Raw genomic sequence first — 14,868 nt, forward strand, 5'->3', positions numbered from 1 at the left:
CTCCGTTGAAGTAAAACAGACACAACATGCGCCCCCGGGAAAACGGGATGCACACCCTGCACAAAATTTGAAACCAGCTGTAAAAACCAGACCACACCACGGGGTGGCGGACCTGGTCAATTCAACCAATTCAATACAATAAATTGGTATCAACAAACTTGGCACACTATTGAGTTCTCAAACAACAGACACACCCGGCACCACCACAACCACAGGTCGCGGATCGCTCCGGAGCAACTTCACTAACTTACCCGAACCCCCGGAGCTTTGCAAATCAGCGTTTCCGCGATCCACACGTCCAGAAGAGGATCCCCACCCGAAATCAGCGCATAAAAAACAGCGCCATTTTCCAGGCCGTTTATCAGGGGGTCGGTCGCTATCTTTCCGCATCAGCGGCGGCGACTCGAATAACAATACACGCCCCAAGACCCCCACACAAATCCACCCACACCACACCCCCCCACACCCCCAAAAACCCCGCAACCACCCGGACTAAAGGCCCAACAGACGGGCCCCCACGGCCGAAACAATGAAACCCCGCTCCTGTGGGCTGCATCACCGCGCTCCGAAGTCACTCGGACAGCGAGGACCCGCTCCACGTCCACCAGGGACTTCTGGCCACCGTCACGCCCACCCCGCTCGCCCGCCGGCGGAGGGTCCGCCGTCGGACCTTAACGAAAGAAGGGCCGGCACCAAGAGGCGCCGGCCCTTCTTTCAAGCCACTGGATTCAGTAGTGCTGAATTACCAGGAAGACTTCGTGATGCCGGGGAGCTCACCGCGGTGAGCCATGTCGCGGAAGCGAACACGGGAGATGCCGAACTTCTGGAAGGTACCGCGCGGGCGGCCATCGATGATGTCGCGGTTACGCAGACGTACCGGTGAGGCGTTGCGGGGCAGCTTCTGCAGGCCGAGGCGTGCGGCTTCGCGCGCTTCGTCGGTCGACGCGGGGTCAACCAGAGCCTTCTTCAGTTCGAGGCGCTTTGCAGCATAACGCTCGACGATGACTTTACGCTGTTCGTTCTTAGCGATCATTGACTTCTTAGCCATGTGTTTAGCGCTCCTCTCGGAATTCGACGTGCTTGCGGATGCGGGGGTCGTACTTCTTCAGAACCATACGGTCCGGGTCGTTACGACGGTTCTTGCGCGTTACGTAGGTGTAACCCGTACCCGCGGTCGACTTGAGCTTGATGATCGGACGTACGTCCTTGTCCTTAGCCATTAGAGCTTCACTCCTCGTGCCAGGATGGCGGCTACGACTACGTCGATGCCACGCACGTCGATTGTCTTGATGCCACGCGCAGAGACCTGCAGGGTGACGTTACGGCGCAGGGACGGAACCCAGTAGCGCTTCTTCTGGATGTTCGGGTCGAACCGACGCTTGTTGCGTCGGTGCGAGTGCGAAATGCTGTGTCCAAAGCCCGGCTCGGCTCCGGTCACCTGGCAGTGTGCTGCCATGACGACTCTCCTCAAAAATAAATGAAACGGCTGCGGAGTTCCCGCTAGACCGTGCGACAGGCGGCGTCCGCATCCAGCTCCCACGGTGTTTCGATAGTTCCGCAGTGTTCAGGCGGACGGGGTAAACCGGCTGCTTGCTTCACTGCGGCGAAGATTGTGGACCACGGGCACCGGGCTGCGGAATCCCTGGGGAAACCACGGCGAAGTACCGGGATGCTGGGCGAATACAGGAGTGCACGCAACTTGAGCCCCTAACTACCGGCCATCAGGACTGCCAATATTGCAGGCAAATCCCACCAACCGGAGCAATTGCACACGCTCCGCGCCACCTAGCGCCTACCAAGTCTACGAGCTTGACGAATTAAAGACCAATCCGGCATCCGGAGGTGTATAAGGAACACCAGCCGCTTCGGGGCGAAGTCACATCGGCACCCTAGCGCTTTCACAGCAAATTGATAGGCGCCGGGCGGACCGTAGAACCATGAAGTCTTCACTCCAGACAGCCGTCCCCGGCACGGCCCGCCGCACTCCGGTGGAGCGGTTCCGGGGCCAGGCCCGGAGTCGCTGCTTCCGGGCAGACCTGCTGACCGTGCTCGCTTGGTCTTCGGTGGCTGCTGCCATTGCGCTGTGGCTCGCCGACGGCGGCGCCACCGGATTCTCGACGCTCGCCGGCTCGTTCACGGCCCTCGGAATCGTGGCGGGCCTTGCCGGCATGGACCTTGTGCTGCTCATGTTGCTGCTGGTAGCGCGCCTTCCATTGATCGACGGCGCCGTCGGGCACGACCGGGCCCTTGAATTTCACCGCACACTCGGCAAACCCTCGCTTTACCTGCTGCTCGCGCACGGAATCCTGATCGCAATCGGGTACGGGCTGGCCGAAGGTCTCGACCCGGTCAGTGAGCTCGTGTCACTCTGGGTGCTGGTCCCCGACATGTGGCTCGCCATCGTGGCCATGGGACTGTTCATCGCCGTGGTGGTCACCTCGCTGGTAGCAGTCCGGCGCCGGTTCCCCTACGAATTCTGGTATGCCGTCCACCTGCTGACCTATGCAGCCGTGCTGACCGCCATCCCGCATCAGTTCAGCACCGGCGCCCTCTTCGAGGGCACGTGGCAGCGCTGGTATTGGATCGCCATCTGCATCGCAACCGGGGTCGCCCTGGCCCACTACCGCGTCCTTGAGCCGATCGTCGCCACGGTCCGGCACAAACTCACGGTGAGCCGCATCGCGACGGAGGCCCCCGGTGTCGTGAGCATTGAACTGGCCGGCCGCCATCTCGACGAACTCGCCGGCAGCGGCGGCCGGTTCTTCATCTGGCGGTTCCTCGCCCCGGGCGCGTGGTGGCATCCGCACCCCTTCAGCCTCTCGGCGGAACCCGTGCTGTTCGATTCCTCGGGCCGGGGCAGGCTGCGGATTACCGTGCGCAACCTCGGCCGGGGTTCGGCTCAGCTGGCCCGGCTGAAACCCGGGACCAGGGTAGCCATCGAGGGGCCTTACGGGCTCTTCAGCACGGCGGCCCGCAGCAAGAACCGCGTTGTGATGATCGGAGCCGGCATCGGCATCACTCCGATCCGCGCCCTGCTGGAGCGCACGCCCTTTGACCCGGGCAACGCAACGGTGATTCTCCGGGGGCACAGCGAGTCCGAACTCTACCTGGGCGACGAGATCCTGGACCTGTGCCGCCGCCGCGAGGCCACTTTGTTCCATCTCACCGGGGCCCGGAGCACCGGCGACCGCAGCTGGCTGCCGGCGTCTTCCGTCCGTTCCGGACACCGGCTGGCAAGCTACGCGCCGGACATCGCCGACGCCGACGTCTACGTCTGCGGCCCGTCCACCTGGGCGCGCAGTGTGCTTCGGGAAGCCCGAGCGGCCGGTGTCCGGGAGGAACAAATCCACTACGAAAGGTTCGACTGGTGAGAATACGAGCAGCAGTTTCAGCGGCGCTGGCCTCCGCCGGGATCCTTCTGGCGGGTTGGCAGTCGGGTGCGCACGTCGCGGACACGGGCAGCGCGGCCGCGACAACCTCGGCGGCCACGTCGTCCGGCACCTCGTCCGCGTCGGGAGCCGGCAGCGGGACCACAAACGGCTCGTCCGGCTCCAGCGGCTCCAGCTCCGCCGGCGGTTCCAGCGGCTCCTCAGGTTCGGCCGGGGCGGCAGCGCAGGCCGCCGGAACCTTCGCCGGCAGTGTGGTCCAGACCCGTTTCGGCGCGGTCCAGGTGCAGATCACCGTGAAGGCCGGCGCGATCACCGAGGTCACCGCCCTCCAGCTGACAGACGACGACCGAAAGTCGGTGCAGATCAGCACCCGGGCCGCTCCCCTGCTTCGGGCCGCGGTCCTCAAGGCCCAGTCCGCCCAGGTGCAGACGATCGGCGGAGCCACAGTCACCAGCGACGCGTACCTACGTTCACTTCAGGCAGCCCTCGATGCAGCGAACCTCTAAGCCGGCCCCGGCCGGGAGTCCGGGGCTGACCGCCCCGGTCCTGAAGAGCCGGACCTTCCAGTGCATGGGAACCGTCATCAGCCTCGCCCTGCCCACCGGAACCGCTGGAACCGCCGACGCGGCGCAAGACGTGCTGGTGCTGGAAGGCGCCACGGCCGCCGTCGAACGCGTGTTCACCGGGCTGGACGCGATGTTCAGCCTGTACCGCCCGGATTCCGAGGCCAGCCGGATGGCCCGCGGTGAGGTCACTCTCCGGGACGCCTCGGTGGCCTTCCGGACGCGCTTTGAGGATGCCACCGGTTGGCGCCTGCTGACCGAGGGATTCTTCACCCCCGAGCGGCCCGACGGCGTACTGGACCTCTCCGGAATCATCAAGGGGTACGCGATCGACCAGGCAGCCTCCGCTCTGGAGTCTGCCGGCATCGAGCATTGGTGCCTGAACGCCGGGGGCGATGTGCTGGTGAGCGGCTCGCCCTCCCCGGGAACAGGGACCCCGTGGCTGGCCGGGATCGTGGATCCGGAGGACCGCGGGGCGCTGCTCTCGGGGTTTCCGCTGGGCGGCACCGGCCGATTCGCGGCCCTGGCAACGTCCGGGACCACGGAGCGCGGCGACCACATCTGGCGTGCCGGCGTGGGCCGGACCGAATTCCGCCGCACCGAATTCCGCCAGGTGTCGGTGGCCGCCGCGGACATTGTCACCGCGGACGTCCTGGCCACGGCGGTCGTCGCCGGCGGGCGGCGCATGCTGGACTGGGCTACGGACAGCTGGGACGTCGAGGTGCTCGCCGTCCTCGGCAGCGGGGAACTGCTCGCGACGCCGGGGTTCCGGGCCTAGAGGTGCGTCAGCTGGGGGTAGCGCGGGCTCAGTCCGTCCCCTGACGACTTCCCGGTGACGCGGCGGACCACCCACGGTCCGGCGAATTCGCGCACCCAGCGGGCGTTGGCCCGGAGCGCCTCGGCCCGGTTCAGCTCCGGAACCGGCGTCATGGGCGGGACCTCGATCGAGTGGTCGTGCGCCAGGACGGTGAGGACGCGCTTGGCCATGTTTGCGTGGCCCGCGGCCGACATGTGCATCCGGTCGGTCGCCCACATTCCCCAGTCGTAGTACTCGCTGAACCGCCAATAGTCCACCAGCAGGGCACCGTGGTCCCCGGCGATGCCGCGGACCAGTTCGTTGTAGATGGCGGTGCGTCCGCGGGTTGTACCGAAGATCTTCGACCCACGGGAGTCGAAACCGGTGAACATCACCACCGTTGCGCCGGTTGCCTTGAGCCTGCGGATGCCCGCGTCGTAATCCACCAGCAGGTCGTCGATATCGACCTTGGGCCGAAGGACGTCGTTGGCCCCGGCGTAGATGCTCACGAGGGTCGGATTGAGCGCGACGGCGGCGTCGACCTGTTCGGCCATGATCTGGCGGAGCTTCCGGCCGCGAATGGCGAGGTTCGCGTACCCGAAGCCCGGATCGGCGGCCCCGAGCTGGTCAGCCACCCGGTCCGCCCAGCCGCGGACGCCGTTGGGGCGGGTGGGGTCCTCGTCGCCGACGCCTTCCGTGAAGGAGTCGCCAAGGGCTACATAGCGGGACGTGAAATTCATGGACCCAGTCTGCCAGCAGTTGCCCCAAGCAAACAAAGCACGGCGGCAGGGGCGTTACTCGCGGATCCGGACGGCCGATTCGCGCAGGTACTGCTCCACCCGGGTGTACGCGTCCCGGGTCAGTGCCTTCCAAAGGGCGACGGCCAGCCGCGCGTCGCGGGCCTCCAGCTCGGCAATCGCCTCGGCACTGAGCACCATGACCTGGACCGGGCCCACCGCCCTGACCGTGGTTTCCTGCCGGTTCCGGCTGCCCAGGGCCAACTCGCCGAAGGTCATTCCGGCGCTGAGCGTATTCAGTTTCACCCGGTCCGCGGTGGGCCCCGGGGAAGTGCTGCTGACCCGGCCGGAGGTGATGAAGTAGACCCCGCCGAACCGCAGCCCGACGCGCCGGATGACGTCGCCGTCGTCGTAGGATTTGGCGGTCATGAGCGCTTCCAGCGCTGCGGCGTCGGCCGCGTCCAGGGGCGCCAGGGCGGGCGACGCGGTGACCGGCACGAGGTCCGGCAGCAGCAGGTGGGTCCCGTGCCGCTCCAGCAGGCGGTTCTCGCAGTATTCGACGGCGGCGTTCCGGTTCGCGAAGGTCGGCACCGGACGCTCGGCTGGCTGTCCCATGGCTTCCGCGATGGAACCGTCGGCCTCGATCAGCACGAGTTCCCGGCCGGCGTCGTCGAGTCGTTCGCGGGAGGTGTCAAGCATCCGGACGGCGACCTCGCTAACCTGGCCGGTGCGGCGCATGTCCAGGACCACCAGCTCGACGTCGTCCGGCAGGCTGCTGAGCTCGCGGATCATGGACTCGGTGCCGGCGAAGAGCAGGTCGCCGTTGAGCTCGAGCACGCGGGCCCGGTGGCCATGCGCGCGGAGGACGTCGGCGGCCTCGTCGTTGCGGCGGATACCGGAGGGAGTCTCGGTCACATCGTAGGCGGCGAGGATGGCAGACCGTCCGGTCCGGGCCGCGCGGACGAAGTGGAGTTCCATGTCCAGGGAGAGCCGCTGCGCGGTCGCCAGGCCGCGGACGCTGCTGCCGTGTTCATCCAGCGGCGGCGAATAGACCGCAAGGCCGACCTGGCCGGGCAGCACCGCAATGATCCCGCCGGCCACCCCGCTCTTTCCGGGCATTCCCACGCTGCTGATCCAGGCGCCCGCGTCGTCGTACATGCCGGAGGTCATCATTACGGACAGCACACGTTCCACCGGGCCGATGCCCAGCACCTGTTTGCCGCTGAGCGGGTTCCGGCCGCCGTTGGCGAGGGTGGCGGCCATGATCGAAAGGTCGAACGAGTTCACCAGGACGGAGCACTGGCGGAAATAGTCCGCCAGGACCGGCGTAGGGTCATCCTCGATGATGTCGAAGGAGCGCAGCAGATACGCGAGAGCGGTGTTGCGGTGGCCGTGCTTGAGCTCGGATTCGAAGATCTTTTCGCTGACCGAGAGCTGCCGGCCCGCGAAGGCCGAGTACGTGCTGAGGATCCGTTTGAAGCCGGACTGCCCGCCGGATCCCCTGATCAGCGAGGTGGCGGTGAGGGCACCGGCGTTGATCATCGCGTTGGCCGGCCGGCCCGTCCCTTCGGCGAGGGAGATCTCGTTGAACGAGTCCCCGGACGGTTCCACGTCCACCTTGGCGTCCACGGCCTCGTTGCCGAGGTCCTCGAGGGCCAGCCCGTAGGTGAAGGGCTTGGAGATGGACTGGATGGTGAATTCCTCGCGGGTGTCCCCGATCTCGTAGACCTTGCCGTCGACGGTGGCGAGGGCGATGCCGAAGTTGTTCGGGTCCACGTTGGCCATCGCCGGAATGGTGCTGTAGGGCTTGCCGTCCTTGAGCTGGGCGATCTCGGCGTGGATCTGGCGGAGGTAGCTGTCGATCGGCGATTCCATAGTGCCAACACTAGGCGACGCCGTCTTGACGCCAGGTTCAGTAAGGCTGGGCGGCGGCCCTAGGCGTGCTGGCTGTCCCGGAGGATCCAGTGGCCCTTATCCAGTCGGCCCACGATTTTCTCGCCGATCCGTGCCAGGTCGGCGACGTCCTCGTCGCTCAGGGCATCGAGGAACAGGGTACGGACAGCCTCGACGTGACCCGGGGCGAGCTCCTCGATGGTTTCCATTCCTGCGTCGGTGAGGTGCGCCGTTGTTACCCGGGCATCGCCGGGATGCGGACGGCGTTCCACCCAGCCGCGGGTCTGCAGCTTGGTGACCACATGGGAGAGCCTGGACAGGGAGGCGCTGGTGCGGGCGGCCAGTTCGCTCATGGGCAGAAAGCGGCCGTCGGCCTCCGAGAGCATCGCGAGGACGTTGTAGTCAAAGAGTGAGAGCTTCCGCGCGTGGTGCAGCTGGGTGTCCAGTGCTGCGGGCAGCAGGGTGTTGATGCTCAGTTGGGCCAGCCAGGCCCGGCGTTCCTCGGCGTTCAGCCAGCGCGGTTCAGTCATGGCTATAGTCTAGGAGCATTTAATATTGACGGTTCAACTTTGCCGGATTGCGTTGAAGACGTGTCGGCCCGGGTGCCGGCGGCACGCGGTAGGCTGACCCCATGTACGTAGTCTCCCTGACCTACAAGGTCCCCGAAGAGATCGTTGACTTCCACCTCCCGGCGCATGTCACGTGGCTGCAGGATGCCTTCGACCGGGGCATCTTTATGGTCGCGGGCCGGAAAATCCCCCGCACGGGTGCCCTGTTGCTGTCCAACGCGGACCGCGGCGACCTGGATGCCGCGCTGGCCAAGGATCCGTTCTACATCAACGGCGTGGCCGAGTTCGACGTCGAGGAGTTCCACGCGAGCCGGGTGGCCCCGGGCTACGAGAACCTGCAGGACAGCTGACCCGGGCCCGCCCGCTGTTTGGCTTTGCGCCGGTCAGTCTGGGCTGTTCGGCTTTGCGCCGGTCAGTCCCCGCAGGCCTAATTCGCGGGAATCCGTGCGGTCAGTTTCTTTAGTCCGGCCTTGGGCGGGACCCGGACCGGCAGCGGCCAGCGCGGGCTGAGTTCGTCCCCGAGCGTGACGCCCCGGAGCTTGCGGGCGACGAGCGGCAGGACCCAGTCCCGGACCCAGCGGCGCTGCCGGCGTTCCCAGTCCCGGAGGCCGCGTTTTGCCGGCGGCGCCCAATCCTTGGGCTTCACCTTGTGCGGCACCCCGAGCTGGTCCAGGACCTGGCCTGCAAGGTACTTGTGGCCGGCCTTGGACATGTGCAGCCGGTCCGAATCCCACATCCGCGGATCGTAGAACGCGTCGAAGCACCAGTAGTCCACCAGGACCGCCTCGTACCTCGCCGCCACCTCCCGGACCCGCTGGTTGTAGATGGCGTTCCGTTTCTTGAGTGGTTCCAGCAGCGCCGACACCCGGACGTCGAAACCGGTGAACAGCACCACGGTGGCCCCGCCGGCGGCAAGTCTGGCGACGAGGAACTCGTAGTCCTTCATCAGGGCGTTGATGTCGGTCCCGAGATCCAGCACGTCGTTCCCGCCCGCGTACAAGGTGATCAGGGTAGGTTCCATGGCGAGCGCGGGTTCCAGCTGTTCCGCGATGATGTGCCGAAGCCGCTTGCTGCGGATGGCCAGATTGGCGTATTCCCACCCCGGGTCCGACTTGGCCAACTGCTCGGCCACCCGGTCCGCCCAGCCTCGCACTCCATTGGGAAGCCTGGTGCTGTAGTCCCCCACGCCCTCGGTGAAGGAATCCCCCAGGGCAACATAGACCCGCCGTCCATCAGCGCCCGGGGATAAAAGATTTTCAGCCATGGGCCCACGCTAGCGAGCCCACCCTGCCAGCAGGGGACAACCGGGTAAACGGCTAACGCACAGTGGTGGGCAAAGCAGCGGCTGCTGCCCGTCCGGCCGCCGGAGCTAGTTCTCTGCCTTCCCCTGCCGCCAGTAACCCATAAACGCAACCTGCTTACGGTCGATCCCGACCTCCCGCACCAGGTACCGGCGCATCTCCTTTACTACCCCCGCTTCGCCGGCGATCCAGGCGTAGAACGGCATTGCCCCCGCGGGCTTGTCCGGGTTCCGGCTGGCGCTGATCGACGCGGCATCCATCCGCGCAGGGGTTTCCCACAGGATGTCGCGGTCCACGTTGACGTCCTCGGGCTCCGGACCCGCGGCAGGCTCAGCGGATGGTCGGAGGCCGACCCAGCCGGGGAGAGTGACGGCGGCCCGGACCGCGTCCTGCAGCAGTTCGCCGTGCGGACGTGAGCGGCCGATCGCCGCACCGCGCGCGAGCCAGGTGATCTCGACGTCGGCGTCTGTCCTGATGCTTTGAAAGTCGCCGGCCTCCGGCACCTCCAGAATGGCGTGCCCGCTCACGGAGGGCGGCAGGCTCTCGAGAATGGCGCTGATGGCCGGGACGGCCGTCTCATCTCCGGCGAGCAGTACCCGCTGGGCCAGACCCGGACGCCATTCGATCCCGGAGTAGGTTTCCGCGGTGACGCAGTGCGCCGCCCGGTTGTTGGGTCCGATCAGGGTCAGCGTGTCCCCCGGCTCGGCGTTGAGGGCCCAGTTGGCGGCCGGTCCGGCGCGGCCGGCGCCGTCGAAGTGCAGCACGAAGTCGACGTCGAGTTCCGGGTAAACGGCGTCGAGGCGTTCCTGCCGCACCGTGTAGGTCCGCATGGAGCCACGGGTCTCCGGGTCCATGGCCAGCCACTCGCGGTACCAGCCGGTCTGCTCCGTTCGGAACTCCGGCAACGGCAGCGCGGTGCCGTCCGCGCCCAGCGACGGGATCATGAGTTTGATGCGCAGATCGAGGGTGCTCCCGTTGACACCGAAGTTCTGCAGCGACTTGCCGCCCAACGTGACCCGCCGGAAGTTTGGTCCCAGCGGCTGGACCGCCGTGACCTGGACGTCGAAAGCCAGGGTCATCGGCTCGGTGGTGGCGGGCAGGGTCTTGAGCGCCGCCCGGGTGCGGGCGGGGGCGGGGTTCATTGCAGTCACGGGACCAGCTCCAGGGTTGGGGTTTGTGGGACAGCGGCGTGGTGCCGCCCCAGCGGGATGATTAGGGGTGCGCCCGAGACCGGGTCCGGAACCACCCGGGACTCCAGGCCGAAGACTTCGCGGACCAGTTCCTCGGTGACCACGGCCCGGGCAGGGCCTTCGGCCACGATCCGTCCGTTCTTCATCGCGATGATGTGGTCCGCGTAGCGGGCAGCGAGATTGAGGTCGTGCAGCACGATCGCGACGGTGGTGCCGCGCTGGCGGTTGAGGTCCGTAATCAGGTCCAGGACCTCCACCTGGTGGGTCAGGTCCAGGTAGGTGGTGGGCTCATCCAGCAGCAGCACCTCGGTTTCCTGCGCCAGGACCATCGCAATCCATACCCGCTGGCGCTGACCGCCGGAGAGCTCGTCCACGTTCCGCCCTGCCAGTTCCAGCGTTTCGGTGGCGGCCATGGCCTGCTCAACGGCGCGTTCATCGTCCACGGAGCCGCCGGCCTGCCCGGACCTGAAGAAGCCCTGGTGCGGGTAGCGGCCGCGGCCCACGAGGTCCCGCACGGTGATGCCGTCCGGCGCTGTCGGGTGCTGCGGAAGCAGCCCCAGGGTGCGGGCCACTTCGCGGGCGGGACGGCGGTGGATGTCCTCCCCGTTCAGGCTGACGGTGCCGGCGGCAGGCTTGAGCAGCCGGGCCAGGCCCCGGAGCAGGGTGGATTTGCCGCAGGCGTTGGCGCCGACAATCATGGTCACCCTGCCCTCCGGGATCACCACGGAGAGCCCCTCGATCACGGTCCGCTGGTCGTATTTCAGCCGCAGGCGCGAGGTCTGAAGAGTTGCCATCTCAGGCGTCCTTTCGGTTGGAGCTGACGAGCAGCCAGAGCAGGAACGGCGCCCCCAGGGCGCCGGTGATGACCCCGACTGGCAGGACCGTTCCGTCCAGCAGCAGCGGCGCGATGTTGGCGGCGAGGTAGTCCGCGCTCAACACGATCAGCACGCCGGCCAGGGCCGACGCCGGCAGGCTCGCCTTGCGGACGAACCGGCGTGCGATCGGTCCGGCGAGGAACGCGACGAATGCCACGGGCCCGGCGGCCGCCGTCGCCGCGGCGGCCAGTCCGACGGCGGTGATCACAACGGCCAGCCGGGCGGCGCCGACCCTGACCCCGAGCCCGGCGGCGGTGTCGTCGCCAAGTTCGAGGATGCGCAGCGGCCCGGCGAGGAGCGCCACGGCGGGAACCAGGACGATCAGGGTGAGGCCGAGGGCGCCGGCCCGGTCCCAGTTCGCGGAGTTCAGTGAGCCGTTGAGCCAGACCAGGACGTCGGCGGCGACACGGATGTCGGCCCGGGTCATCAGGAAGCTGACCACGGAGTGGAGGGCCGCGGCGATGCCCACGCCGGCCAGGATCAGCCGGCTGCCCGCGGCGTCGCCCCGGCGGCCGCCGGAACCGAGGGATCCGCTCCGGGAAATGGCGTAGATCAGGGCGGCCACGCCCAGCGCGCCGGCGAACGCTGCCCCTGAAACGACGGCACCGGAAGCGCCGAAGACAACAATCGCCGTCACGGCCGCGGCGCTGGCCCCGTAGCTGATGCCGATTACGTCCGGGCTGGCCAGCGGATTGCGGAGCATGGTCTGGAACAGTGCACCGGACAGCCCGAACGCGGCGCCGATCAGCGTCCCCACGACAGCCCGCGGCAGCTTGTGCTCCATCACGATGAAGCTCGCGCCCGGGATTTTCTCCCCGCCGGTGAGGTGGGCGGCCAGGATTTTGAAGAAGTCGGGGATGGTGACGGTGTAGCTGCCCAGGAGCACACTCGCGGCGAAGAGCGCCAGCACCGCCAGGGCCAACCCGGCAGTCCGGTTCAGCAGGGTCCGGTTCAGCAGAGTCAGGTTCAGCAGAGTCAGGTTCAGCAGGGTCCTGTTCAGCAGGGTCCGCCGAGGTGTCAGATCGCGCCGATGTTCGGGCGGAACATGGGCGTTAAGTGTCACCTCGGCGGGGAGTTTCCCGGTGGAGGATTTCCCGGGGTCGGGTTCTTCGGCGGCGCGCGGCCCGGCAGCGGGGGGTGCCGCGGCGTTTTGGGGGCTGGGGGCGGTTCTCACAGGCCCGCCCCCTTGCCGCGCCAGACCAGCCAGACGAACACCGGGGCACCCACGAGCGCGGTCATGATGCCGGCGGGGACTTCGCCGGGGAGCAGGATCACGCGGCCGATCACGTCCGCCGCGAGCAGCAGTGCCGGGGCAAGGACCAGCGAGAAGGGAAGGATCCAGCGGTAGTCGGGACCGGTCAGGAACCGGACCGTGTGCGGAATAACAAGGCCCACGAAGCCGATCGGTCCCGCCAGTGCCGTGGCCGTGCCGCAGAGCAGGACGATCCCGAGGGCAGTGATGCCGCGGGCCGGCCCGACACGCTGGCCGAGGCCGCGGGCGATGTCGTCGCCGAGTGCGAGGTTGTTCAGGATCCGGCCCGTTGCGAGCACAATTGCGGCCCCGAGCAGCAGGAACGGCAGGGCCGGGAGGATCACCGACCAGTCCCGGCCGGCGATCCCGCCGACCTGCCAGAACCGAAAGGCGTCCAGGGTGTCCCTGCTGGATACGAGGATGACGTTCATCAGCGAGATGAGCCCGGCACTCAGGGCGGCGCCGGCGAGGGCGAGCTTCACCGGCGTCGCGCCGTCCCTGCCGAGCGAGGCGATCAGGCAGACCACGACGGCGGCGGCAGCGGCGCCGAGGAACGCGAACCAGATGTAGCCGGTCAGCGACGAGACGCCAAAGAGGTAGATTCCCGTGACGACCGCCAGCGCGGCGCCGGCGTTGATTCCGATAATGCCCGGGTCCGCGAGGGGGTTGCGGGTCACGCCCTGCATCGCCGCCCCGGCCAGCCCGAGGGCGGCGCCGGCGAGCAGGCCGAGGACGGTGCGTGGAATGCGTGCGTGGACCACGGCATGGTCGCCGTTGCCCGGATCAAACCGGGTGAGCGCCTGCCAGACGGTGTCCAGGGCCAGGCCCCGGGCCCCGACCGCGAACGACGCCAACACCGCCAGCACCAGTACGACGACGGCGGCCAGCAGCCAGAACGTGCGGGGTCCCCGGGCACGGTGGCACGCAGCCCGGGGTGTTTCCGGGGCGGGCCGGGCGGCGGTGCTGCCCGCCGTCGTCGTAAGTGCGCTCATGCTGCGGTGGCTACTTCGCGGCGGCAGGAACTTTGTCCGCTGCGCCGGCCAGCTGCGGCAGGAACGTGTCCAGGGCCCAGGGCAGGCTCAGCGGCGAGGACGCGGAGATGGACAGGGTGAGGGTGTTGTCCGAGTCGGCGACGAGGGCGCCGCTCTTGATGGCCGGGATCTGGCTGAGCAGGGGGTCGGTTTTGATCGAGTCGGCCGTTGCCGCGTCCGGGACCCAGGTCACGAAGACGTCGGAGGCGAGTTCGTTGGCTTTTTCGGCGGACCACGGGATGAAGAACTCCTTCGAGCCCTCGGCGTTGTCCTCCACCACGGAGGCCAGCTTCATGCCGATCCCGCTGAGGAAGCGCGGGCGGTTGTCATTTGCCGTGTAGACGTTGACGCCGTCGCCCTTGGCCGGCTCGAGGTTGCCGTAGATGAAGGTTTTGCCGGCCAGCTGCGGATACTCCGCGACCTTGGCCTCGATGGTGGCCTCGGTGTCGGCGACCAGCGTGGCGGCTTCGGTTTCCTTGCCAAGGGCCTTGCCGATGAGGGCGGTGGAATCCTGCCAGGACGTTCCGTACGCTACCTCGGGGTGCGCCACCACGGGGGCGATTTCACTGAGCTTCTTGTAGTCCTCTTCGGTCAGCCCGGAGTAGGCGCCGAGGATGATGTCGGGGTTGAGCTTGGCGATTTCGGTGAAGTTGATGCCGTCAGCCTCGGAGAACTGCGCGGGCGCCTTGGCCGAGCCGAAGCCGGCGTCGAGCTTTTTGAGGGCGGCATCCTTCCACGGGGTGGAACCCTGGTCGTTGCCGCCCCACTCGTTCTTCGGCACGCCGACCGGAACCACCCCGAGGGCAATCGCCACGTCGTCGTTGACCCAGGACACGGTGACGACCCGCTTGGGTTGTTCCTTGATCGTGGTCTCGCCGAACGCGTGCGTGATGGTCACCGGGAAGGCGGTGCCCGCCGACTGGCTGGGGGCGTCCGACGCCGTCGAGCTGGCCGGGCCGGTGGAGCAGGCAGTCAACGAGAGTGCGACGGCGGCCAGGACGGCAGTGGCCTGGCCGGCGGCGCGGAGGAAGCGGCGCCTGGGCAGAACGCGGCTCGGGGCAGGGAGAGACATGGGATTCCTTAGGTCAATGAAGCGAACCTAAGTAAGGCTAGCCTATCCTTTGCTCAATTACGCAAACCTTTTCTAACTTAATTGACTGTGGATGCCGCCGCACCGCCCGCCTAACAGCGACGCGGGGGGGACGCCCGCCCCCCCCTAGTAGGGGGGTGGGGGGTGGGGGGGCACCCCTTTGGGTGGGGGGAATCAGAAGC

Annotated in this window: 16 protein-coding genes; 4 read left to right on the plus strand and 12 right to left on the minus strand. The window is 67.5% G+C overall.

The annotated features are described in order from the left end of the window. Positions 1-742: 742 nt before the first annotated feature. From rpsN to rpmB, 3 genes are read right to left on the minus strand one after another with little or no spacing between them, the layout of a single operon-like run. The gene (rpsN, locus tag AC50YM_RS20055) at positions 743-1,048 is read right to left on the minus strand and encodes a 30S ribosomal protein S14 (protein WP_011693742.1); all 306 of its coding nucleotides are present in this window, start codon (positions 1,046-1,048) and stop codon (positions 743-745) included. A gap of 4 nt (positions 1,049-1,052) precedes the next feature. Further along, on the minus strand, positions 1,053-1,220 hold the full coding sequence (rpmG, locus tag AC50YM_RS20060; RefSeq protein ID WP_011693743.1) for a 50S ribosomal protein L33: 168 nt from the start codon (positions 1,218-1,220) through the stop codon (positions 1,053-1,055). Continuing rightward, entirely contained in the window at positions 1,220-1,456 is a 237-nt protein-coding gene (gene rpmB, locus AC50YM_RS20065) for a 50S ribosomal protein L28 (RefSeq protein ID WP_011693744.1), read from the minus strand. The genes rpmG and rpmB overlap by 1 nt, the downstream gene beginning before the upstream one ends. Positions 1,457-1,937: 481 nt before the next feature. On the opposite strand from rpmB, the gene AC50YM_RS20070 reads away from it, so the two are divergent. From AC50YM_RS20070 to AC50YM_RS20080, 3 genes are all read left to right on the plus strand, one after another. Then, a complete protein-coding gene (locus AC50YM_RS20070; protein ID WP_494958689.1) occupies positions 1,938-3,371 on the plus strand; it encodes a ferredoxin reductase family protein in 1,434 nt (477 codons plus the stop codon). Next, positions 3,368-3,895: an FMN-binding protein gene (locus tag AC50YM_RS20075; protein WP_494958690.1), complete on the plus strand. Its 528-nt coding sequence runs from the start codon at positions 3,368-3,370 to the stop codon at positions 3,893-3,895. Before AC50YM_RS20070 ends, AC50YM_RS20075 begins: the two co-directional genes overlap by 4 nt. A 64-nt stretch (positions 3,896-3,959) precedes the next feature. Then, the gene (locus AC50YM_RS20080) at positions 3,960-4,730 is read left to right on the plus strand and encodes an FAD:protein FMN transferase (RefSeq protein WP_494958699.1); all 771 of its coding nucleotides are present in this window, start codon (positions 3,960-3,962) and stop codon (positions 4,728-4,730) included. On the opposite strand, the gene AC50YM_RS20085 is transcribed toward AC50YM_RS20080, so the two are convergent. Genes AC50YM_RS20085 through AC50YM_RS20095 form a run of 3 tightly spaced genes read right to left on the minus strand, consistent with a single transcriptional unit; the run spans position 4,727 to position 7,908 of the window. After that, on the minus strand, positions 4,727-5,488 hold the full coding sequence (locus AC50YM_RS20085; protein ID WP_494958691.1) for an SGNH/GDSL hydrolase family protein: 762 nt from the start codon (positions 5,486-5,488) through the stop codon (positions 4,727-4,729). The genes AC50YM_RS20080 and AC50YM_RS20085 overlap by 4 nt on opposite strands. A 54-nt stretch (positions 5,489-5,542) precedes the next feature. Beyond that, complete coding sequence (glsA, locus tag AC50YM_RS20090; RefSeq protein ID WP_494958692.1) at positions 5,543-7,360, minus strand: glutaminase A; 1,818 nt, start codon at positions 7,358-7,360, stop codon at positions 5,543-5,545. 59 nt (positions 7,361-7,419) lie between these two features. Next, entirely contained in the window at positions 7,420-7,908 is a 489-nt protein-coding gene (locus AC50YM_RS20095; protein WP_494958693.1) for a MarR family winged helix-turn-helix transcriptional regulator, read from the minus strand. Positions 7,909-8,009: 101 nt separating this feature from the next. Here AC50YM_RS20095 and AC50YM_RS20100 point away from each other — a divergent pair, with 101 nt between their 5' ends. Then, positions 8,010-8,297, plus strand: a complete 288-nt coding sequence (locus AC50YM_RS20100; protein ID WP_494958694.1) for a YciI family protein — start codon at positions 8,010-8,012, stop codon at positions 8,295-8,297. 77 nt (positions 8,298-8,374) lie between these two features. On the opposite strand, the gene AC50YM_RS20105 is transcribed toward AC50YM_RS20100, so the two are convergent. From AC50YM_RS20105 to AC50YM_RS20130, 6 genes are all read right to left on the minus strand, one after another. Beyond that, positions 8,375-9,211, minus strand: coding sequence for an SGNH/GDSL hydrolase family protein (locus AC50YM_RS20105; protein WP_494958695.1), 837 nt, complete (start codon positions 9,209-9,211; stop codon positions 8,375-8,377). Between the two features lie 105 nt (positions 9,212-9,316). Continuing rightward, the gene (locus AC50YM_RS20110) at positions 9,317-10,327 is read right to left on the minus strand and encodes a siderophore-interacting protein (RefSeq protein WP_494958700.1); all 1,011 of its coding nucleotides are present in this window, start codon (positions 10,325-10,327) and stop codon (positions 9,317-9,319) included. A 68-nt stretch (positions 10,328-10,395) separates the two neighbouring features. Beyond that, positions 10,396-11,232 carry an ABC transporter ATP-binding protein gene (locus AC50YM_RS20115; protein WP_494958696.1) on the minus strand — a complete coding sequence of 279 codons (837 nt, stop codon included), beginning with the start codon at positions 11,230-11,232 and terminating at the stop codon, positions 10,396-10,398. A 1-nt stretch (position 11,233) separates the two neighbouring features. Continuing rightward, positions 11,234-12,298, minus strand: coding sequence for a FecCD family ABC transporter permease (locus AC50YM_RS20120; RefSeq protein ID WP_494958701.1), 1,065 nt, complete (start codon positions 12,296-12,298; stop codon positions 11,234-11,236). A gap of 185 nt (positions 12,299-12,483) precedes the next feature. After that, the gene (locus AC50YM_RS20125) at positions 12,484-13,557 is read right to left on the minus strand and encodes a FecCD family ABC transporter permease (protein ID WP_494958697.1); all 1,074 of its coding nucleotides are present in this window, start codon (positions 13,555-13,557) and stop codon (positions 12,484-12,486) included. Between the two features lie 10 nt (positions 13,558-13,567). Further along, on the minus strand, positions 13,568-14,668 hold the full coding sequence (locus AC50YM_RS20130; RefSeq protein ID WP_494958698.1) for an iron-siderophore ABC transporter substrate-binding protein: 1,101 nt from the start codon (positions 14,666-14,668) through the stop codon (positions 13,568-13,570). Positions 14,669-14,868 lie beyond the last annotated feature (200 nt).

The sequence above is a fragment of the Pseudarthrobacter sp. RHLT1-30-1 genome (assembly GCF_059383415.1).